This window comes from Paenibacillus ilasis (genome assembly GCF_043195395.1).
Lineage (GTDB): Bacteria > Bacillota > Bacilli > Paenibacillales > Paenibacillaceae > Paenibacillus_AQ > Paenibacillus_AQ lautus.
This window is the reverse complement of the sequence record NZ_JBHDJG010000001.1, coordinates 616154-637363: the sequence shown is the minus strand read 5'-3', so window position 1 is coordinate 637363 and position 21210 is coordinate 616154. Positions and strand designations below refer to the sequence as shown.

The 21210-nt window shown below is 50.2% G+C and carries 17 protein-coding genes and 1 pseudogene; 3 read left to right on the top strand and 15 right to left on the bottom strand.

The annotated features are described in order from the left end of the window. Genes ACETK5_RS03210 through ACETK5_RS03195 form a run of 4 tightly spaced genes read right to left on the bottom strand, consistent with a single transcriptional unit; the run spans position 1 to position 2464 of the window. The gene (locus tag ACETK5_RS03210) at positions 1-381 is read right to left on the bottom strand and encodes a DUF3796 domain-containing protein (RefSeq protein ID WP_100538749.1); all 381 of its coding nucleotides are present in this window, start codon (positions 379-381) and stop codon (positions 1-3) included. Further along, positions 374-1597 carry a hypothetical protein gene (locus ACETK5_RS03205; protein ID WP_394054297.1) on the bottom strand — a complete coding sequence of 408 codons (1224 nt, stop codon included), beginning with the start codon at positions 1595-1597 and terminating at the stop codon, positions 374-376. The genes ACETK5_RS03210 and ACETK5_RS03205 overlap by 8 nt, the downstream gene beginning before the upstream one ends. Continuing rightward, on the bottom strand, positions 1594-2277 hold the full coding sequence (locus tag ACETK5_RS03200; protein WP_394054296.1) for an ATP-binding cassette domain-containing protein: 684 nt from the start codon (positions 2275-2277) through the stop codon (positions 1594-1596). The genes ACETK5_RS03205 and ACETK5_RS03200 overlap by 4 nt, the downstream gene beginning before the upstream one ends. 28 nt (positions 2278-2305) lie before the next feature. Continuing rightward, on the bottom strand, positions 2306-2464 hold the full coding sequence (locus ACETK5_RS03195; RefSeq protein ID WP_165789681.1) for a hypothetical protein: 159 nt from the start codon (positions 2462-2464) through the stop codon (positions 2306-2308). Positions 2465-2633: 169 nt separating this feature from the next. Here ACETK5_RS03195 and ACETK5_RS03190 point away from each other — a divergent pair, with 169 nt between their 5' ends. Beyond that, entirely contained in the window at positions 2634-3065 is a 432-nt protein-coding gene (locus ACETK5_RS03190) for an N-acetyltransferase (RefSeq protein WP_100538752.1), read from the top strand. Positions 3066-3243: 178 nt separating this feature from the next. Here ACETK5_RS03190 and ACETK5_RS03185 read toward each other — a convergent pair whose 3' ends face one another. The 3 genes from ACETK5_RS03185 to ACETK5_RS03175 are packed head-to-tail and all read right to left on the bottom strand — an operon-like array spanning position 3244 to position 5807. Then, entirely contained in the window at positions 3244-3726 is a 483-nt protein-coding gene (locus ACETK5_RS03185) for a hypothetical protein (RefSeq protein ID WP_394054295.1), read from the bottom strand. Next, on the bottom strand, positions 3723-4520 hold the full coding sequence (locus ACETK5_RS03180; protein ID WP_100538754.1) for a DUF3100 domain-containing protein: 798 nt from the start codon (positions 4518-4520) through the stop codon (positions 3723-3725). Before ACETK5_RS03180 ends, ACETK5_RS03185 begins: the two co-directional genes overlap by 4 nt. A gap of 24 nt (positions 4521-4544) precedes the next feature. Further along, entirely contained in the window at positions 4545-5807 is a 1263-nt protein-coding gene (locus ACETK5_RS03175; RefSeq protein WP_100538755.1) for a M20/M25/M40 family metallo-hydrolase, read from the bottom strand. A 294-nt stretch (positions 5808-6101) separates the two neighbouring features. Between ACETK5_RS03175 and ACETK5_RS03170 the strand changes: the two are divergent. After that, positions 6102-6260 (top strand): annotated as a pseudogene (locus ACETK5_RS03170) (hydroxylamine reductase); the annotation flags it as partial. Positions 6261-6405: 145 nt separating this feature from the next. Here ACETK5_RS03170 and ACETK5_RS03165 read toward each other — a convergent pair. From ACETK5_RS03165 to ACETK5_RS03150, 4 genes are all read right to left on the bottom strand, one after another. Continuing rightward, entirely contained in the window at positions 6406-7431 is a 1026-nt protein-coding gene (locus tag ACETK5_RS03165) for an SGNH/GDSL hydrolase family protein (protein WP_394054294.1), read from the bottom strand. Positions 7432-7477: 46 nt separating this feature from the next. After that, on the bottom strand, positions 7478-9016 hold the full coding sequence (locus ACETK5_RS03160) for an extracellular solute-binding protein (protein WP_100538756.1): 1539 nt from the start codon (positions 9014-9016) through the stop codon (positions 7478-7480). A gap of 91 nt (positions 9017-9107) precedes the next feature. Next, positions 9108-10019 carry a carbohydrate ABC transporter permease gene (locus tag ACETK5_RS03155; RefSeq protein WP_100538757.1) on the bottom strand — a complete coding sequence of 304 codons (912 nt, stop codon included), beginning with the start codon at positions 10017-10019 and terminating at the stop codon, positions 9108-9110. 31 nt (positions 10020-10050) lie between these two features. After that, on the bottom strand, positions 10051-10956 hold the full coding sequence (locus ACETK5_RS03150; protein ID WP_394054293.1) for an ABC transporter permease: 906 nt from the start codon (positions 10954-10956) through the stop codon (positions 10051-10053). A 306-nt stretch (positions 10957-11262) separates the two neighbouring features. Here ACETK5_RS03150 and ACETK5_RS03145 point away from each other — a divergent pair, with 306 nt between their 5' ends. Further along, entirely contained in the window at positions 11263-13554 is a 2292-nt protein-coding gene (locus ACETK5_RS03145; protein WP_394054292.1) for an AraC family transcriptional regulator, read from the top strand. 109 nt (positions 13555-13663) lie between these two features. Here ACETK5_RS03145 and ACETK5_RS03140 read toward each other — a convergent pair whose 3' ends face one another. The 4 genes from ACETK5_RS03140 to ACETK5_RS03125 form a co-directional block, all read right to left on the bottom strand. Next, positions 13664-15289: a hypothetical protein gene (locus tag ACETK5_RS03140; protein ID WP_394054291.1), complete on the bottom strand. Its 1626-nt coding sequence runs from the start codon at positions 15287-15289 to the stop codon at positions 13664-13666. Positions 15290-15749: 460 nt separating this feature from the next. Further along, positions 15750-16418 (bottom strand): SGNH/GDSL hydrolase family protein, encoded by a 669-nt coding sequence (locus ACETK5_RS03135; protein WP_394054290.1) that lies wholly within the window; start codon positions 16416-16418, stop codon positions 15750-15752. Next, positions 16415-19462 carry an alpha-mannosidase gene (locus ACETK5_RS03130; protein WP_394054289.1) on the bottom strand — a complete coding sequence of 1016 codons (3048 nt, stop codon included), beginning with the start codon at positions 19460-19462 and terminating at the stop codon, positions 16415-16417. The genes ACETK5_RS03135 and ACETK5_RS03130 overlap by 4 nt, the downstream gene beginning before the upstream one ends. A 93-nt stretch (positions 19463-19555) precedes the next feature. Beyond that, positions 19556-21181, bottom strand: a complete 1626-nt coding sequence (locus tag ACETK5_RS03125) for an ABC transporter substrate-binding protein (protein WP_394054288.1) — start codon at positions 21179-21181, stop codon at positions 19556-19558. Positions 21182-21210 lie beyond the last annotated feature (29 nt).

Sequence of the window (21210 nt, the reverse complement as noted above, 5' to 3'; positions counted from 1 at the left end):
CTAACAATATTTATCCAGATAATAAAAAGTTATGGAATACGTCAGAAACGTAGCTGCCCAACCCGCTGCGCTCACAATGATCATGAATTCTCTTGTTCCGAAGGAGAACATGCTGCCGATTCCGATCATAAACAGACATGCGGCCGGCACCCACATGGTGATGGACCTCGCCTTCTGGGCATTCATGTAGTACCGTTCATCCGGCATCTCCTCTGCCAGCTTCCCATGGAAATAGAAACTGAAAAAGCTAAAAAAACTAAAGTAAAACAAAAACGAAGGATCATGGGTCTTAAAATACTGCAGTCCGTTAAACCCCAACAAACCAAGCAGCCATCCGTGCTTACCAATTCGTACGTAACGCTTTCGCTGTCCCTTATACATTCCTGATTCCTCTCCTGCGGTTAAAAATCAAAGCCATCTCGATCCCCACCAACAGAGCGACCATATAAACGGCCCCCTCTATGCTTATAGCCGTGACCGCCAATAGGCACATGATGAGCGGAACGGCATATTTGCGGGGATGATGCCATAAATCGCTCTCCACCCGCCAATGGAATACGGGATGTTTCCATTCGAGCCAAACGGTCGAAATGGCGCATTGGGCGGCAAATAATACGCTAAGTACATAATACATGATTTCTACCGATCCATGAAACATATGCCAGCATGCTAAGTAGATCGTGTATATGAATAAGTTTACTGCCAGTATAAACAATCCGTATGCAACTCCGATACGTTGAAATTGGCCGGGCAGCATTTGGATTTTCCGGTGAAGCCCGCGATTGCTGGACAACAGGATGCCGATCGGCGTGTTGAAAGATAGGACCGCGAATCCGAGCGGCAGGAACGAGGCAAGTTGCATCTGCTCCAGCATAAACGCCATGAAGCCTGCAAATAAACATAAGGCGATCGTATTGTATAGATAGCTTTTATGGGAGAATAGGTAGCGCCCTAAATACCGGAGGAACGAAGCGTTTCGAATCGGCGCTGCATGGAGCTCCGTCATCTTCAAATCCTTGTAATATCGGTACGGATCCGTTCGATACAGGATGAACCATTGAAGGGTCGTGCTGATCAGCATTCCCAACAAACGCTGGGACGGGTCATGGAGCAGGCAAAGCGCCGCTTGCAGCAGCATCCAGAAACAGGCCGGCATCCTTTTTCCCCTGTTCAGCAGAGCGAATACCACGAAGGCGGTCAACCCCGCATTCAGGAAGCTAAGCAGAAATGCCAGCGCATGCATACCCGTAAATTGAGATACCGACATGTAAAAAACGAGGATGTACGAAGTCTTGGTGACCAAAGTATATAATGCTACCGCAAAAAAATAAGCTGCGTTGAACATGCTTGGCCTAAATGGAAGCATGAACGCCCCCTTCAGCTTCCTCCGGTTATCGTCCGACGATAAGGTTCTCACCACCATGCCGAACGTAAATACGGAGATGGCCGTCATGAATACATTCAAGGCTACATGGTAATCGATATCGAGGCTGCTCATCGCCGCATATAAAACAAGCAGGGCTGCGGCATGCTTCCACAAACGGTCGTAGCTTGACCCCAGGAACTTTTTGGCGAATCCATGAAATGCCGAGATCACTTGTTCAGTACCCCTCTAATAAACTCGGGATCCATGTCGCCCTGCAAAAAGGTATGACGGATCGATCCGGCTTCCAAAATGATGATGCTGTCCGACGTAAGGCATAAACTCTCCAGAACGTGGGAAGAAAACAAGATCGCCCCATGTCTCCTGTACTCGTTCATTATTCGATACAGAAATTCCGTGCTTTCGAAATCCAGTCCGTTGACCGGCTCATCCAGCAGCAGCAGCTCGGGACGCAGCGCAAATCCTGTGATCAGATAGGCCTTTCTCCTGCTGCCCATCGATAATTGGCCCAAGAATGAGTTCCTGTAATTCTGAAATTTGAATCCTGCAACGAGCCCGTCCAAGATTTCGTTACGAACCTCTTGTCCGTAGGATTGAAACACATGCCTTACATATTCCTCGAATGTAAAATACTCAAACGACTCGTCCTCCGAGAACACGGTATACCGGCTTCGTTTAAATGCAGGGCTTGTCAGCGAAGTTTCCTCGTTCTTCCACAACAGCCGCTCCAGCGAATAATGCCGGTGAATGCCGCTCAGGACATGGAGCAGCGTGCTTTTACCCGCCCCGTTCAATCCCACCAAACCTATGATCTGATGGGGGCCAATCTCCAAATTAAGATTCGAGATGACGGCGTCTGTTTCCGCACGGTACCAAGCAGCTAATCCCTTCATGCTTAATAAATGCCGCCGCTCCTCCCCCTCATTGCTTGCCGACTTTCCAACCTTTCCAGCCTGCATAAACAAATAGAACGCCTCCTGCCAAAAATAATAAAGCCAGCGGGTACGACTGTTGAGTAAGTCTCTGAATGCCAATACCGATCCAGAGCAGTCCCATCGCGAATCGAAGAATGATTTTCATCGCAAACGCCCCTTCCAAAAGTGATGTATTTGTAACTTTACGTGATAAATATATCACTTTATAATTTGAGGGTCAAATGGGATCGTGAATTGACATGCAGCAGGAAAGCTTTTACAATACGTGGCGTATATCCGTAACAAAAGTTAAATAAACTGGAGTGAATAATACGATGCAGATTCGATTGATGACCGATAAGGATATGGACAGCGTCATTGACATTTGGCTGGCCGCCTCGAAGGAGGCCCACCATTTCATCACCCCCGAATACTGGGAATCCAAGCAAAAGGACATGCGCGACGTGTATTTGCCAATGGCCGATACCTATGTGCTGGAGGAAGCGGGCGCCACGGTAGGCTTTATATCGACCGTTCAGCATGCCTTGGCCGCTTTGTTTGTTCACCCTGGCGATCAGGGCAAGGGATATGGCCGGGCTCTTCTTCAATTCGTGAAGGAACGCAGCCCTAAACTCGAGCTCAAGGTATATAAAGAGAACGGGAACGCATTTCGTTTTTATTCCCGGAACGGCTTTGCCGTCGTTGAAGAAACCATCGACGAGGATACCGGTCAGACGGAATTCGTCATGGCCTGGGAAGAACGATAAATGGCAACATGCACCTACATATTCAAACAGGCAGAAGGTGACCGGAATGGTTCGGTCACCTTCTGCCTGTATTTTTTACTGAACCTTTTGGTGTCTCAGAGCGAATATAAAGGTGAGGTCACATTAAAGGAGGAGCAAGCTTGCAAGGTTCAGACTTAATGCTTGTAAATAGATTCAATTACTTACCGGACAAATAGAGGCCGAATTCTGATAACAATGCACTTCCCACGTACGTGCCCGTGAACACGAAAACCGCAACGATGGCGACGCGCCACGATGTTTTGCGAAGATCAACCAGCCTGTCGGCAACGGAAATGCCGGCAAACGCCAAGATCGGGGTCGTAATGGACAAGAAGTTGACGTTGGCAATGGCATCCACGAACACATCGGAGATCAGGCAGCAGATTAGCGAAACGATCGATACCCAGCCGAGAACCGGGAAGTCCTGCAAGAATTTCAGCGGAGCTTTTTTCATGAGCGTCGAGATCAGAACGCCGATGAAGGAAAAAAGCCACAGCACGGCCAAGCCCGCTATCGTCCCTAACGTAATATGACCTTCGCCGTTTTTGATGAATTTCATTTGCTCCGTAAATAAGATAAGACCAACGCTAAGCAGCAGGACGAGGGCGTATTTTGCGTATTTATTCAAACCGGTGCTCATTTCTTCTCACCTCTGACCATTAATTTGTACATAAACCGCTGCAGCGGCACCGCGAGAAATACCATCGTATACGTTCCGAGGAAGCTGGTAAGCAGCTGGCTCGCAGCAGCGTATCCGTTAATGGTCTCCGTCATCTCAGGAGAATGCGCGACTAGCGCGGAAGAAGAGCCTGTCATCATGCTGGCGGAGCCGACGCCGGAGGACATGGCTAACGCTTCGATCGAGAAGCCGGCAGCAAGCATGACCGGCGCAAGAATGCTGAAGAACAGCGTGCCGAAGAGGGTGCCTATAATATAGAGGGACAGCACCCCGCGGCCTTCGTCGGAGTCGAGCGTATATTTCTCGGATATGTAGGCAAGTTCCCCTTCCCTCCCAAGTCCGAGCGTAGCGCCGATGGCTTCCCTTCTCAGGCCGAGCAGAATGGCGATCGGAAGTCCGAGCAGAATCGTACCCAGGTTGCCGATTTCCTGAATGATGAACACCCAGCCAACTTTTAATATATCTTCAATTCTGGGAGCAACGTCGGCGCCGTATCTCGCCATAAGCGGCAGCATAATGAAGATTAGATACTTGCTGGAGAAACCGACGTTCTCCTTGCTGTAAATTTTCCGCATAAAGCCTTTCCGGAATATCGACAAGCCGAGCACCATGGTGATCAAAATGGCGAATACGAGTGGGAGCAGGCTGATTTTTACGGAGCCCACCTGGATCGACTGAATGCCGATAAATTCGGCAACCGCGATTACAATGAGCACGAATGCAAGCAAATAGAGATACTGTAGTTTTAACTTCATGCCATGATGTCCTCTTTTCTGTTCTTAGTTGGAGCTAACTATCGACGCAAGGAGCTGCTCGTATTCGGCAAATGTACGACGGTAGAGCTTCGATCGATCGATACGTCCGCTCATTCGCTCCAGCACCTGGGTTAAAAATCTCGGGAACACTTCATAGATAAACTCGGGATCGATATCCTTGAAATCGTCGCCGTGGATCGTTCCCGTAAAACCACTGTAGCCGATCTGAATGCAAGGCATCATGAAGGCCAGATCGCCAATGTCTCCTGCCGCGCTGATGGCGTTATTGTTCCAAATACGGGAGATCTCCTCGTTATCCTGGAACGCCTCTAGCACGAATTCGGACAAATACCGGTCCTGAACGAACGGCAAATATCCCATCTGCGTCTTAATCTCGACCTCGCCTTGAAGTGCCAGCGCGCTGCCCTTGGCCGCATCGTCCATTTTGGAGGCCGCTTCCTTCATGTAGTCGACCGACTGGGTGCGCAAATCGCTGCCCACCGTAATCCGGTTGGGAATGACGTTTGTCGACATGTCGGATTCCAGGACGATCGGATTCATGCGAACTTTCTCACTGTCCTTCATTTGCTGCCTGCTGAGCCCTAACGCCACATTGAACAGGGTTGACATGCTGTAGGCATTTTTGGCGGAGAAAGGATCGAAACCCGCATGGGTTGCTTTTCCGGTAAACGTATAATGCTTGTATAGGAATCCAGCCAGGTCGCAGTTGATTTCGATCGTGCGCTCTGCAAACTCACCACCCATGGCGTGTACGCATAGTCCGATGTCGATATCGTCGAACACGCCGAGTTTCATCGCTTCGGGTTTCCCTCCGTAATAGGAGATCTTACCGCTGGCAAGCAGCTCGTCCCTATAGGCGAGATCCAAATACTCCTCAGCAGGAATGAAAATAAACGTTAGACTATAATCAAGGGCTTCGTACGCCTTTGATTCAACATAATGTTTGTACAAAGCCAGTGCGATCGCCACCTGCGTATAATGACCGCAATTGTGTGCCGCTCCCGTCTCCTTATCCGATTGCCAATGCGTTGGAGCGTAAACGGCGTCCAATTCCGCAATAAAAGCGATATTCAGCGGCTTGCCGCTGCCGAGGGTTGTCCGAAGCCCGGTTGTACTGAATGATTGCAGCTCGATACCCGGATTCACCTTCTTCAAAAAATCGGTCACGGTTTGATGGGTCTTAAATTCCTTGTAGCCAAGTTCGGGGTTATCGAATATGGTCCGTCCAACGCCTGCAATTTCTTCGTACTGTTCTTTAAAGCTCATAGCTGCCTCCTTCTTGATGAAAATAATTCTTATGTTATTTTAATTCTCTTAAATATGTCAATAAAAATCACGTTATATTATTTTTCTATAAAGGTAATCAGAATTTGATATAACTCGATCTTTCCACAGCCATGATTAAAACAGCCAACAGCTTAACGCCTATTTTCTACCATTATAAAAAAATTACACCTTTTTTTCTGTAAAGCGTTAAAAACATCTGACTTTATTTTCAATGTAAGAAAAGTGAACAAAACACGTTAAAAATTTTCAACCGAGTTATGACTCTAACCCAAGCTGCTGGCCCTGCTGTATCTTGGCGTAAAAAACATTCACCTGGGGCCGACGCTCCCTCCCTTCCTCTAGCCAAACGTGGCCGAAATTCTCGTCGACAAGTTCGGAATCGGCGGCATTACAAATGTGGAAGAGGATATGAAGAGATTGCTGGGCACGTAAAAGAGCTTTCGTCCAAGAAAGACCGTCAGGGGAGTTTGCCCTGACGGTCCTTTTTGAGTTTGGAGGATATTCGAGATTTTGCATTCGTGTCTCTGCGTAGTTTTGTTGTAGCCGCATCTCTCGCATTTCCCGATAAATGAACGATTTAGAACACGCCTTCCGTGGCGATTAACGGACGCCTAAGCAATTCCCATCCGGTATTGGCGGATATAAAAGAGGCAAGCTCCCAGCCCATTCGGTAATGCGTCTGATAACCGGGATGATATCGGCCGCCCCATCCTTCCACCTCTGGATGAATCAGTCCTAAATCCACTACAAACACCTTGCTATTTCCACTTTGATTGAAATAGGTCACCACCTTATTCACACTCGCAAGATAGTTGTTATTCATGGTTCCAACACAGCAAAAGATATAGGGATCGTTATACTTTTCCAGGATAACCCGGATGAATTCAATATAAGCGGCAATATATGCCTCATCATCAATTGGCGTAGAATAATCGTTTTGGCCCAAATTAATGACAATTCCATCAGGAATATACCGGGAAAAGTCCCATGGCGCCGTCCCTTTGCCGAGCGTCCCGAAAAAATGTTCCGGCAATCCTTGTTTGTTCCCTACCGCATCCTGCCAAACGCCAATCCCGCAAATGGCCATCGTATGATATTCCGCATTCAACATTCTGGCGCTGATCCCGACATAGGACATGTATCCGTCGTCAAGATGCGGAGCTTCAGCAAGCACATGCGGATGGCCGATCCCTGCTCCATCCGTAATGGAATCCCCAAAGTATTCAAGCCGGAGTGGTTTTGCCGCGGGCGGGGCAAGGAAGCTTCCGCCGTCAGGCAGCGAAAAATGATGAAAGGCAATACTTCCGGTCAGAATCCCCGTTCGCTTGTGGATCTCTAAAGTGTGTTCACCGTCCGGCAGCCCCTGTTCGATTATGTATTCATGAACCCCCTTCTTCAGATTGATCCAATTACGTGCGACACCGTCCACTACGATTTCAACGTAATCCTGGCCGTCGGAATCCTCAGCCGTCATCGAGATGGCCGTACCTCGGAAGGCAAGAAACACAGCGCTGTTGACCCATCCGCATTTCGGATTCTCTTTCTCGGTCAGATGGAATCTCCCCATCAGCCTGGCAAATTTGGTAAAGCTAAACTCCAACATCATCCCCCCCTCAGACTCGAAGTCAAAAAGTCGAATTTCAACACTTTTATTTTGCCAAGAAGGCGTCGACCTGACGCTGCAGCTCATTCTGGATTTTCGTGAGCACCGCTTCGCCTTCCGTTTTGAACTTGGCGAAGTATTCATCTGGATCAAGTGCCCCGTTAAATAATCCACTATAATATTTGGCTTGGATGGTCGCGAACTGGGCCACTTCGTTCTTTACTGGCGTCGGATCGAAGGTGAAGCCGGTCATGATGTCCTTCGTGAAGTTGTCAGCTTGCGTAATGAATTGTCTGTACTCTTGAGTCTCTTCGTCAGTACCGACCCACTCCCGCTCTAACGTGGGATTCAGCATAAGCTGGAACGAGACGATGCCGCCATCGTTGTTCAGCGTGTCATATTGGTGCTCGCCGACTGATTTCCAGTTCACACCTTCAATGCCGTGCTCCAACAGATCGTAATTTTCCTGCCGGTTCGCCCAATCGAGGAACATCATCGCACGTTCTTTATGCTTGCTCGTCTTTACAATGCAGATGAAATTATCCATCTTGAAATTGGAAAAGTTCTTTCCGGGGGTTAGATCAAACAGACGAACCGCTTCCAGTTCTCCGCCCGGCACGACCTGCTTTAACTGGTCATTGTACGCTTTGGGAATGCCAAAGGTCATTTGGGGCGTGGCCGCTACTTTGTTTTGGAGCTGCATTTCTCCCGGACCGCTTTTATTCGTCAAGACGTCCTGCGACATGATTTTATCAACAAACAGCTGGTGGACATCCTGGATATTGGACCAGATCTTAGGTTCCTTGGTTTCGAAGAAATTGTAGACCTTCCCATCGTTGCCCTTGTAATACAGCATCAAGCTGGCTCCCGCAAAATTTGTCGGGCGAATGTTGACGCTGGTATCGTCCCGGATCAGCCAGTTGACCCAGCTGTAGGTGACGTCGTCCGCGCCAGCAAGGAGCGGGGTGATCCCAGAGTTACTGTCGCGAACGGCATAGAGATAAGCTTTTAGATCCTCATACGTCTTCACGGGCGGCAGATTCAGCTGCTCTCTCAAGTCCTTCCGGATGAAGACCGACCTTTCCTGGGTATAGGCGCTTCCCAAAGGAACGCCATAGATGCTGCCGTTGATTTTGTTCGCTTCCCACATTTGTTGCGGTCTCGTCTTTTTCACGTTGGAGCCGTATTGGTCCAGAAGCCCGCTTAATTCCTCGTAATACCCCTGCGCAGCCATCGTTTCCAGATGCAGCCATGGGGCGTCGAAAATCAAATCCACACTCTCTCCCGAAGCCAGCATAACGTTGGTCTTCTGATTAAGATCGGCAAAGTCGATGAATGTAAATTTAACCTGTGTATTGATTTCGGCTTTTAACCTCTTGTTGACCTCTTCCAGCACCTGCTCGAAGTTCGCCTCCTTCGCCCCCGGAATGACAACCTCCAAAGTGACCGGCTCGAGGGACGGATCGCTGGTTTCCCCGGAATCTTTGGGCGCGGAGGCGTCCCCGCCGGATCCGGAGCACCCGGACAAAGCGATTGCCAGTCCGAGCAGCGCCGTCACCATGAACTTGCGTTTTGATTTGGCCATGTACATGACTCCCTTCAAATAATCAACTTATATATCCGCGGCTGGGCCAGTCTATATCGATACGCTCGGCAATCCGCGTAAAGCCCCAGCCTCAGCCTTTCACCGAGCCGAGCGTCAGACCTTTGACGAAATATTTCTGAACCATCGGATAGAAAAATATAATCGGACCGATCGTCAGGCATACTGTAGCCAGCTTGACCCCTTCCGCCGGCGGCAGCGTCAGTACGTTTCCATGATTGAGCGACGTGAGCTGCATCTGCGACATGAGCTGCCGAAGAAGCAGCTGGAGCGGGTACATATCGCTGTTATCAATAAACAAAAGCGACAGCCACCAATCGTTCCAATATTGCAGTGCGTAGAACAAGCTGATCGTTGCTATAACCGGCGTTGAGATCGGCCTAATAATTTTGAAGAAGATCGTCCACTCTCCGGCGCCGTCCATGTTAGCCGATTCGTTCAGCTCATAAGGCAACGAGCGATAGAACGAGACGAAGATAAACGCAAAGAACGGATTCATGACATAGGGGAGCACAAGCGCCCATAGCGTGTCTTTCAGATGCAGCCACTGAACGACCAGAAGATAGAAGCCGACGAGCCCCGAGCCGAAGACCATCGGCACATAGGTCATGAACGAGAGGAAGCCGCTGTATCGGTTCTTCGGATGGGCCAGCACGTAAGCAAACAACGCAGTGACAACGAGGCCGATCACGGTTCCGATGGCTGTTACTGCAATGGTGACGCCATAGCTGGTGAACATTTGCTTGCCTTGAAGGAGGAACCGATATGACTCCAACGTGAACTCATCTGGCCAGACGGAGTATCCGTGGAGCGCCAGGCTTCGGGTGCTGGCAAACGAATTGATGACCATGAGCCAGAACGGGAACAAACAAACCAGCGCAAATAGAATCAATAACAGCCCGAACAACCATATCGCCATTTTATCGGAGAAACCGCTTGTCCGTCGGATTCGTGCAGACGGAATCATAGCAACCGGACGATTCATATGAAATTCACCTCCCTTTCATTTCACGAAATTAAAATAACCTGGAATCCTTATCGATTTTCCGAACCAGTGCATTAAACGAAACGACGGCGATAAGCCCCATGATAGACTGATAGAACACGATAGCCGATGACATGCTAAAATTGCCAAGCTGCCTTAACGCCCGGTACGAATACGTATCGATGACATCGGTCGTCGGGAATAGAATCCCGTTATCCCCGATAATTCCGTAGATCATGCCGAAATCCCCGTAGAAGATCCGTCCGACTCCCAAGAGCACGAGGATAATCATTTGCGGCTTCAGCAATGGCAGCGTAATGAATTTCATCTGCTGCAACCTCGTGGCTCCGTCCAGGCGGGCGCTCTCATAATAATCGGCGGAGAAACCGGTAATGGCAGCAAGCAGAATGATAGAGTAGTATCCGGCACTCTTCCAGATTCGTGTCAAAGTTAGAATAATCGGCCATACCCATGGGGTCTGGTACCAATCGACGGTGTGAAGTCCGCTCATATTCAGGACACGGTTAATCAAGCCGTCCGTATTGTTGAAAAGAATGAACGTCATATACCCTACGACAACCCATGAAATAAAATAAGGCAGGAAAACGACGGATTGGATCGTACGCTTAAACCATTTCAGGCGGATCTCATTCAAGAAGAGTGCAATGATAAGGGCAAAGGCCAACTCGAAAAGAATGAACATCGCATTTAAATAAACGGTATTGACCGTAACTTGAATCCAATCCCGATTGGAGAAAAAGAAGCGAAAGTTGTCCAGCCCCACCCAATCGCTGCCCCATATGCCCTTGCTGATCCGAAAGTCCTTGAACGCCAGCAGGTGTCCGGCCAGAGGAATGTAGGAGAAGACAACGAGAAAGATGATTCCCGGTATCGCCATCGAATACAAGTTCCGATTCTTTACTAAATCCTTCAGCATTCTCAATTTATAGTATCACTCCATTCGATCTGGTCTGTCTGATGTGGCCATACCCTGACCATATTTATTATGTGCGGAAGGAGGACTTCGGAATAGTCCTCATTGTGTCACAAGGGGTACTGAACTTTAGGATTGGGCGATAATCCGGCTTCCGGGATCATCTTAATTTCTACTTTGTCAAAATGAGGACTTCACACAAAGGTCAGGATATGATTGAGTAAGGAGGTCCCGGTTCGTATCTTCTATCGAGGCAGTATAGATCTACCCTTAAACCGTCAATCCATCAGCAAGGGGTGCTGGCATTATATGAAGATCAAACCTATATTACAGAAGACCTATTTTCGGACCTTTCTATTACTAACCACTGTTCTGATCTGTTCCATTATTCCTTTCGTCTATTTACTGTCTGCGGAATTCGCAAAATACACCATGCTGGAGGTGCGCAGCAATTCGCAGAACGAAGTCGACAACCTGGCTTCGAAGGCCGAAATGATTCTCGGCAATTTGAAAGCTTACGGGCTCAGCATGTACGCCGATCAGAATATTCAGAACTGGTTCTTCGATGCAAGCAAAGATCCGCTCATCGACCATGCTGCGCTCGTCGCCCAATCCAACTTCATGTCCACCGAACCGCTCATCCAGCGATCCTATCTGATTAATTTGAAGAACGATCTTATCGTCGATTCCAAAGTCGGAATCGTCCGCACTGAATCCTTTGCCGACCAGAGCATGCTGGAGCGTGTAAAATCATTCCACCGCCAATATTTGCGCTTCTTTCATCATTCGCTGGATGGCTCTGACTCCCTGGCCCTTATTCTGCCTGCAACCCCCGAGAAGCCGTCTGACTTCTATCTCGTACTCCTGATTGATAAACCGCTGCTGTCGAAGCTTCTGTTCGGCCAAACGGTCTCCTCGGAGCAAGACATTCGGATTCTCGACAAGGATGGGTTCGTCCTGTTAGGCGCGTCCAATCCTGTACTGAACGAACAGCTTTATCAAGCAGGGCGGGAGCAGCAGAACAGCCATTTTCAAGTTCGGCTGCCGCATCAGAAATGGTTCGTCAATACAGCCAAGCTGACTACTGAAAATTGGTCCGTATACTACTCGACCGAGTATCATATTTTGACGCGCCATATCTCCTTATTCCAGCAAAAATTGATAACGTATACATTGCTGCTATTGGCAATCCTCTCCGCGTTGTTCTTCTGGAGTTCTCGCCGTTCCTTGCGTTCCATCACCTTCTTGTCGGAAAAGCTGAGGGGAAAGGTTGCATTCGCCAACTCCACGTCTGATGCCAAGCCGGATATTCAATGGATCCACGACGGCATCGATATGCTGCTGAACAATGTGGAGCAGCTTCATGCATCCATGAGAAACCAATCCGAGCTCGTTCGAACGGAGTTTCTCGCCCAGTGGATGCTGCACGGGACGCCGGGTACCAAGAGCTACGAATATATTCAGACCCGGACCAAACTGGCCTCCTGTGAAGTTTTGTTTTTGGCCGTTCTTCGGATCGAAGCCTATACGGTCTTTTGCGAACGTTACGATTTCCCTTCCCGGAAATTGATGAAGTACGCCATACGCAATATTAGCGAAGAAGTGATTGGCGCAGGTTCTTATGCGGCCGAAGGCTTGGATATGGGTGGCGACCACATCATTCTGGTCGTTGGTGGCCCTGCATCGGGCGGGCTTCAACTTCAACGTCTTCTGGAGGAGACGCAGATTCAGGTGGCACGCATCCTGAACGTGGATACAACCACCGCCGTTAGCAATGCTTATGACTTCGGCGCCAATATCCGAAACATCTATGACCATATCCACGAATTGACGAAGCTGCGATTTCTTAACGGAGAGAAGCAAATTTTTCTGGAGAGTGATTATGAAGAGTTTATGGCAGGGTATCCTTCTGCGTCTGAGGCGCTGGAGACAACCGAGATCATCAAGTCGATCCGTCGCGGCCGCCCGGAGACCGCCGTCGTTCTGCTGCATCAGCAGATGAAGCACGTCCATGAGCTGCCTTATCGCGACTGTAAGCTTAACCTGACCTACTTTACCTACGATCTGCTCAAAAACTTTAACAAATCCAGCGTCCTGCACGAGATCAGCAGCATCCACCAATTGCTTGAGCGGTACAGCACGCTGTCCGAGTTTCAAGCATGGCTGGAGAGCATCGTCACGATGCTTGCGTCCGAGACGGAAGTTCCGAAATCTTCAAGCCGCAAGGAAGAGATCGTCTTGGAGATTAAAGAATACGTGGACAACCATTTGCAGGATGCGCAATTGTCGATCGAGCAGGTAGCCGACAATTTTTCCTTCTCCGTAAGTTATATCCGGCAGTTATTCAAAGAGGTCATGAACGTGTCATTGTCGGAATACATACTTCAGGAACGAATCGAGAGAGTGAAAGAGAAACTGATCTCCAGCCAGCTCTCGGTGCTCGAGATCGCAGATCAATGCGGCTTCATATCCAAAGGGCATTTTTTCTCCGCATTCAAGAAGTTCACGAATCTCACTCCGAAGCAGTATCGGGAAATCCACGCGGACTCCACTGGTAAAAATATCGCTCCTCCCAGCTTATCATGGAGAAGCGGCAGCTAAGGACGCTGTTCCCCATGAGCAGACTCAAGCCGAAAAGGACCTCTCCTGTAAAGCCCTACAGCACTTTATGGAAAGGTCCTTATTCGGTTATTTTAAGTGGTCTGGCGCTCTATTGACCGGTTGTTCCTTGAACCGGCTCAAGCCCTAGCTTCGGATTCGCCAAGTCGAGTTTATACATGATTTGATTGTAGTTATACCGCGGCGTTGGGACATGATTCGTGAATGTATTCGTATAGGTTCCTTCGAAATAGATGACCCGGCCGCCGTCCTTGTTGAAGTGCTTATGCTGGGCTACGTTATAAAAAGTATAGTCGTTATGCGTAACGATATGCTTGGCATTGGTCCAAGGACCTTGAGGCGATGGTGCTTCCGCGTACCAGACTTCCCCAAGTACCGATGTCTTGCCTAGTACCTGCTGCGCGATCATCACGTAACGCTGCCGATATTCATTCCATTCAATGGAGCTTTGGGCGATTTGAACGTCTTCACCAGTATCGATATCCTTCAATTGATAATAATGCGGGTCATCAGCGTTTATCAGGCCTAATTGGATCAGCTCTTTCTCTTGTTCTTGGTTGAGCGGCTGAGTGTCCTTTTTCCAGCCCCATACAAGCTTGCCATCCGCATCGCGTTCCAGCGACGTTCCAGCCCCGTTGTATGTCGTTCCCGGCGTCAGGCAAGTAAACGATTCGTATTGGGTATAGTCGATGATGGCGTCATAGCTGGCCGCAACGCGCAAATTCGGAATTCGGTGTTCGGTAAAGAGCCAGTATCCCTTACCACCCTCCTCGTAGTAGGTCGCCTGTCCGCCTGGATGACGCCAGTCGTCTTTGGAAGGGAACTGGACAACTTGTTCAAATTCCTTCGTCTTGTCGTTAAAGGCGAGAATGCCGAAGGCGGTGGGTTCAGGATTGTGCGTGCTGTAGCCCGCAAGCAGACGCTCCTGCCCGGCGCTGTCCTTGGCGGTCATCAGACCGAATACCCAGGCTATGCCTGCACCATCAGGCAGAGGCGGCACCAAACTTTTGACGAAACCGTCTTGATTCGTAAAATAGTCCAGATTCACCCCGACATCCGGGTCCAGTCCCCCTTTACTCGGAAGCTCGGAAGTCGCACCCGTCACGCGGAAGTTCCCCAGCGGATAGGCCGGTCTGTCCGTATCGCCCCAGAACCAGTACAGTTTATTGTTGTACTCGATCGTCTGCACGGAATCCTGTCCCATGACCAAGCCGTTGATCAGCGGCTCCTTAATGGGTGGCTTCTGGCCAACGAGTAAGCTGTCGCGATAAATGCCTTGGCCTGTCAGCCGGTACAGCCGCTCTGCAATGTTGATCCGATTCATCTCGAGCGTAATCATGCCCCCGGGTGTGATCTGTATGGCCTGCCCCCGGTTGCCGAACATGTCGGCGGGGATGTCGTAGCCGTCACTCGACATATGGAAGAAGACCGTCTGATCCATCAGACCTGGCTCGTCGAATGCCACAATACCGGCACTGTCCGTATAATACAGCACACTGTTCGTCGTCTTCAATTGGACATGAGGAATGCCCCTGCCTGTCTCGGCATCCACGACCTTGATCATGAATGGCTTCTGGACCTTTATCTTCTCGCTGCTCCCATCCTGCTCGGCGCTGCTTCCGGCCGCCTGCGCTGCCATCGCGGCCCCCGGTGCCGTCATGGCCATCAGCAGGATGCACGTCCATATCCCCGCACGTTTCCATTGTTTCATTTTCATTTCTCTTACCTCCCGACCTTTATCGTTTTGATAAAAAGAAATCGTTGCATTGACCGATACCGTCTGTTCAAACCATATCTACAGCCATGGGTACGAAATAACTCTGGATGCGTTTGCTATCGCGGTCAAGCAATCGAAGTGAAGCTAAAGCGGCATCGCTTCTCCGTGGATGAACTCCTCAATAACCACCTCCTTTCGCAGCATGGAGGGCAATGTTCGAGATCGAGCAATAAAAAAACGTCTATCAACGTGAATTTTCAATGAAGCCAGACCACATTTAGCGGAAGTTTTTCTTGCGATATGAGGAAGCCCCGTCTCGAAGCTTATAATGTAAGCGAATACATTACTCTTTGTGAGTAACAGCCGCTCAAGCTCGCGCGGCTGTTCTCTGTGTAGAAATGTCTTTCGAACCCATAAATCTGCTGATGAGGAATTATTCCAACAACTAAGACAGTTGACGTCAGGAGCCAATTCGCATGCGCGACCAATCGAAGCCGATGGCATCCAGCAGTGCGCGCGCAATTAGCAGATGACCCGTCAAGCTCGGATGCACCCGGTCGGACGCCAGCGCAGTAGGATGCACGTAGTCGAAATGGCTGGCGAAAGCGGCCTGCGTATCCACAAACAATGCGCCTACCCGCTCCGCAACCCTCTTGGCTGCGCGTCCGAATTCATCCATCCGGCTGCGCATACGATCTTGGTCGTTCGGCTCCAGATAGAACGGCGTCATGATCACGAGTCCTTGCAGACCGGGCAGCGCTGAACGCACTAATTCTTCCAGGGTCTGCTCATATTCTTCAAGGCTTACATGCGACTCCGGAATCGCAGGTTGGTCGAACTGCCGCCATACATCGTTGATGCCGATCATGACCGTTAACCAATCCGGCTTCAGATCCAGCACGTCCGTCTGCCATCTGGCCTGCAAATCCCGAACCGTATTGCCGCCGATTCCCATATTCGTCACGCGAATAAAGAGCTCGGGATATGCCGCCTGCAGCATCCCGTCTACGAGTGCGGCATACCCTTTACCGACGCCCTGGAACAGCCCTTCCCCGTATGGATATTTACGCTCGCAATCGGTGATCGAGTCGCCAATCATGACCAGGCGTTGTCCTTCTTTCAGCTTCATCCCTTGTTCCTCCCATTCAATTGGAGTCGAATCGTCTTCACCTCGAACGGACGGAACTGAAGTTGTACGTTTCCGTCCTCATGCGGCAATTCCGCATTCTTTTCCTCCAGCATATTTGCTTCATAAACGACCTTAACGGACAGCCCAACGTGAAGCTCGCACGCTACGGAGGCTCCCTTGCTCTCGTACAGACGGACGATCCAATCGCCCGATCCGTCTTCGGCAAGCTTGACCGTCTCCGCGATCACATTGGCTTGATCGATGCAGAGCAGCGATTGCTCCTCCCGGCTTCCTCCAGACACGAGGCTGACAGGATAGTTCAGCTCGTAGGCTTCCCGCACGACAGGACTGCCCAGGAACGCGCCGTTCCAGAACGTAAATCCATATGTAAAATGATGTGTCCCTTGATCGGACGTCTCATCCGGCCACGTCGGAGCCCGAAGCAGCGTTAGGCTCATCGTGTTGTCGTTGACGGAAATCCCGTATTTGCAATCGTTCAGCAGCGCGAAGCCGCGATTCGCTTCAGCAAGCGCCGACCACTTATGCTGAACCACTTCGTAACGATCCGCATCATGCGGACGCGAAGCATGATTCGGCCTCTTGACGTAGCCGAACTGAATTTCCTGCAGCGACTCGTTCGCATGAACGCGAACAGGGAAATCGACTTTTAGCAGCTTGTTCTTCTCACGCCAGTGAATCGTTGTATGGAATTCCACCCGGCGGCTGCCGGCACAAAGCCGGATATCCTGGATCAGGGTCGATTGGTTCAGTTCGCGCTCAACCCGAATAATCGCGAAGAGCGGGCCGTTCGCGGTAACGGATACCTTGGCGCTTGTTTTCAGCTCGATGGGTGCCAAACGGTAGCGCCGATCGATCTCCCAAGCATCGAAATCCGAATTTTGATCCCGGTACATCCGCATGACGTTGCAGCGATCCGCCGCCCATTCCGTGCCGGTCTCCTTGTCAAAAATACGCGTAAACTCGCCCTGTTCGTTCATTTCGAGCACGATCCATTCGTTCTCCATATGCGATTCCGTTGCAAGGACTGCAGACACGGCAGAAACATCCGCCGTTTCCGGTCCCGCCTTGTATGTCGACCAGCCCATGGAAGGAGCTTCTACCTCGGCATAGCGAACGCCTTCATGTAGTTGCACCGGCATAACCGCTCCATTCCCGTCCGCAATTCCGTGGACGCCGGCAGGCAGCGCGACCAGTTCTCTTCTCGGCCAGGACAGGGAATTAAAGACGGTAACCCGGGAGACATCGTCGTCCGTGAGCGCATCTCTTGCGTCTGAAGCCATGTCATATACGTTCTGATTCAATTCCTTCAGCTCAAGTTGGGCTTCCTCATGGACACGATGAATGGATGAGCCCGGCAGAATATCGTGGAATTGGTGCAGCAGCAGCACCTTCCATAGTTGATCCAGATCCTCGTAAGGGTAATTCCGGTTATACAGCAGCTCCGCGGCAGCCCCCCAAAGCTCAGCCTCGCGGAAACCGATTTCTGCCTTTCGGTTCAGCTTTTTGATGATCGCTTGCGTCGTATACGTCCCGCGGTGAGCGGGATAATAGAGCTCTCCTACGTATTTGGCATCCGGAATGCCTTTTTCGATCTGATCCTCAAAAAATTCGATCGGCGAGCCATGCTTCGTCTTGGGAACGCCCTCCAAATTGCCGAGCCTGCGCATAAACTCGAGATCATCCCGATTGGAGCCGCCACCCCCGTCGCCGTGCCCGAACTGGGTGAGGCGCGTGGAAATACCTTCAAGCTGGACTCGATCGCTCCACTGATGAATTAAGAACGACGGGTTGATCCGAATCGGGTAGTAGTCGCCGTAGTTCATCAGATGCGTCAAAATTTGCGAGCCGTCGATTCCTTCCCACATGAACGTATTATGCGGGAACGGGTCCGCTACATTATCATAAGTACCGAACAATTTTGTAGACGCGAAATAATGGATCCCGCAGCCCTTCATGATTTGCGGCAGGTTTCCGGAATAGCCGAATACGTCAGGCAGCCACAGCATCTCGTTGTCCACGCCGAATTCATCCTGGAAGAACCGCTTGCCGTGCAGCGCCTGGCGGATCAGGCTCTCGCCGCTGGGCAGATTCGTATCAGGCTCCACCCACATGGAGCCTTCGGGAATGATCCTTCCTTCCTTCACCGCCTGTTTGATTCGCGCATACAGCTCCGGATACAACGTCTTGACCAGCTGGAACAAATACGGCTGGCTCTGGGTGTAAGTATATTCCGGATATTCGTCCATGAGCGCCAGCTGATTGGACAGGGTCCGCGCAATCTTCCGCTTCGTCTCCGCGATCGGCCACAGCCAGGCGACATCCAGGTGGGACTGTCCCATCAGGTACAGGGTCGGCGCCGTTGAACCGTTCACGCAGGAGAGGAGCGGCTCCATCAACTTCCGGCACTGCTTTGCGTTCTCACAGAGCGATTCCTGACGCAGGGTCAGATCAATCGTCGCGAACACCTGAGTCAGACAACGATCAATCTCCGCAACCCGGAGGGATTTGGCATCCAGATGATTGCGAAGATCGTACAAACACTCCAAATCGATGAAAAACTGGTAGACTTCCTCTTCCAAAACGCAGAGCTGCGACTCTCCGAACGTCGGCTGAGAATCCGCATGGCCGGCGTACGCCTCCGCGACGATTTCAAATGCCTCGCCGGCTTTCGCCGAACGGGTTAAAGTGACGTAATGATGGTTAAGGTCCTTTGCGCCGCTCACGATACCGTTTATGTATACGGTCGCTTCAGATCCAAAATCAAGCATGGCCACAAGCCGCTTGCCTTCAGCCTCCTCGGGAACGATGACGGCCCCACGGAACCAGCCGTATCCCCAATTTTCTCCCCACCGTTGGCCCGAAGCGAAACTCTCAAACGGTTGTCCATCCATTTCATGAATGAACAGTTGTTCCATGGTCGTAAAACCGGAAAAATCGATAGAAGAGAGCTTCGTCATCATAAATGGATCTCTTTTGTTTAGCAGCTTTTCCACATGGAATAATATCTCTTTTTTTTCACTCAAGGTTTCTCACATCCTATGGTTTCGTTATCTATGATCCTATCGCCTTGCGACATACCGCCCCTCCACAGCGGCCATCCAGCGGAGGGACGTTTTCTATTCGTTTCCTAGAGCTCTTTGTGCAGCATCATTATAGATTTTCAGCGCTTCATCAATGCTGCCCATTTTATTGACCTTATCGATGAATGCCTGCCAATTGTCGAAGCTGTTCTTGCCTGCTACAAATTTGGCCTGTTCTTCCGTAACGAACGTCTTGATCGGGTTCATAATTTCCGAGATTCGCTGGCTTTCACTGCCCGTGAGTTGAATCGACGGCTCGCTCAACCAGGAAGGAACATAGTCGTTCTCGGGCATGGGCAGACTCGTCAGGAATTCCGCCTTCTCAATCGGCACCTCTTCATATTTGCCGTTAAATACCGTATAATCGGTCGCGGCAAAATCCACGAACGCTCTTGCATCGCTCACCATCTGCAAGCCGGGGTTATGGTTTCGGCTTGCGCGCATGCCGTATTTATCGCCCTCCAACCAGGGATCCTTGGCCGTTTTCAGCGAGTCGACAAAGGTCGGAACGCCGTCTTCCCCGATCGTATAGGTCGTGCCCTCGATTCCCCAAGTGATGAGCTGGATCATTTCATCCGAATATTGATAATCGATGAATTTGATCAATTCTTCAGGGTTTTTAACTTTCGAGCTCACGCCGTAGACCCCCCAGCCCAGGTCAGGGGTATTGCCGTTCACAACCTCCTGCCAGGCTTTTCCGTACTTCGGATTGTCGGGATACAGCGAAACCGCGAAAATCTTCCCGTCGTTGGCCGTTCTCGTGTATTCAGCCGGCGTCGTAAACCACTGCGTCAGCCACATGAGGTTGTCGCCGTTCAGCGCTTTTCTTTTCAGCGTATCGTCTGTATCAATGGTATACTCCGGATCTAACAGCTTCTCCGCATACAGCTTATTCGCAAATTGGAGCGCATCTTTATATCCTTCATCCAGAACTCCGTATACGTATTTCTCGCCGTCCCAGAAAATTTCATCCCGCATATGGTTCGCGGAGAACAGCGATCTCAAGCTATTCCATTTGGTCGCAACGGGATATTTATCGGGGTAGAGCTCTTTAAGTTTTTTGGCAGCATCATAAAATTCATCGAGCGTTTCCGGAATTTTGATGTTATTGGCCTCGAACACGTCATAGCGGTAAGCAGACGTATTCTGGATGAGCATGCCGCGATCCTCCGGGAATCTGGGCGTGGAGGTTTCTTTAAAGGTGAACATGTTGCCGTCGGCATCCGTCACCCGCTTCATCCCGTTCTTTACCTTGCTAATGTAGTTCATATAATTCGGCATTAAATCTTGATACTGGCCCAACTCGAGCAGTTGGCCTTGTTCGGCCATTTCGGTCGTATCATAGAATAACGGCGTCACGAAGAAGTCTGTCAGATCGTCGCTCGCGATCATAAGCTTGACCTTCTCGTCATATTCGGAAGAAGGAATATAGTTATATTCAATTTCTACCTTCTTGCCCATATAAGCTTCCATGCGTTTGTGCCATTCCTTGCCCACCAGACTATTCGGATTATCCACGCCGTTTGCCGGCAGCGTGACCGAAAAGCGCATGACTTCTTGATTCTCTTCATGGGTATCGGATGTTTTGGAATTATTCGAACATCCGGAAAAAACCATCAGTAGGGCCAAGCCGAGGACAAGCATTTTTGCCAATTTGTTCATTCCATTTCCCCCTAATTTGCACAATGAAC

Excerpts from the sequence above, each read along its gene's own strand:
- ACETK5_RS03210 (WP_100538749.1), bottom strand. The coding sequence starts at position 381 with ATGTATAAGGGACAGCGAAAGCGTTACGTACGAATTGGTAAGCACGGA.
- ACETK5_RS03200 (WP_394054296.1), bottom strand. The coding sequence starts at position 2,277 with ATGAAGGGATTAGCTGCTTGGTACCGTGCGGAAACAGACGCCGTCATC.
- ACETK5_RS03195 (WP_165789681.1), bottom strand. The coding sequence starts at position 2,464 with ATGAAAATCATTCTTCGATTCGCGATGGGACTGCTCTGGATCGGTATT.
- ACETK5_RS03190 (WP_100538752.1), top strand. The coding sequence starts at position 2,634 with ATGCAGATTCGATTGATGACCGATAAGGATATGGACAGCGTCATTGAC.
- ACETK5_RS03185 (WP_394054295.1), bottom strand. The coding sequence starts at position 3,726 with ATGAGCACCGGTTTGAATAAATACGCAAAATACGCCCTCGTCCTGCTG.
- ACETK5_RS03180 (WP_100538754.1), bottom strand. The coding sequence starts at position 4,520 with ATGAAGTTAAAACTACAGTATCTCTATTTGCTTGCATTCGTGCTCATT.
- ACETK5_RS03175 (WP_100538755.1), bottom strand. The coding sequence starts at position 5,807 with ATGAGCTTTAAAGAACAGTACGAAGAAATTGCAGGCGTTGGACGGACC.
- ACETK5_RS03165 (WP_394054294.1), bottom strand. The coding sequence starts at position 7,431 with ATGTTGGAGTTTAGCTTTACCAAATTTGCCAGGCTGATGGGGAGATTC.
- ACETK5_RS03160 (WP_100538756.1), bottom strand. The coding sequence starts at position 9,016 with ATGGCCAAATCAAAACGCAAGTTCATGGTGACGGCGCTGCTCGGACTG.
- ACETK5_RS03155 (WP_100538757.1), bottom strand. The coding sequence starts at position 10,019 with ATGAATCGTCCGGTTGCTATGATTCCGTCTGCACGAATCCGACGGACA.
- ACETK5_RS03150 (WP_394054293.1), bottom strand. The coding sequence starts at position 10,956 with ATGCTGAAGGATTTAGTAAAGAATCGGAACTTGTATTCGATGGCGATA.
- ACETK5_RS03145 (WP_394054292.1), top strand. The coding sequence starts at position 11,263 with ATGAAGATCAAACCTATATTACAGAAGACCTATTTTCGGACCTTTCTA.
- ACETK5_RS03140 (WP_394054291.1), bottom strand. The coding sequence starts at position 15,289 with ATGAAAATGAAACAATGGAAACGTGCGGGGATATGGACGTGCATCCTG.
- ACETK5_RS03135 (WP_394054290.1), bottom strand. The coding sequence starts at position 16,418 with ATGAAGCTGAAAGAAGGACAACGCCTGGTCATGATTGGCGACTCGATC.
- ACETK5_RS03125 (WP_394054288.1), bottom strand. The coding sequence starts at position 21,181 with ATGAACAAATTGGCAAAAATGCTTGTCCTCGGCTTGGCCCTACTGATG.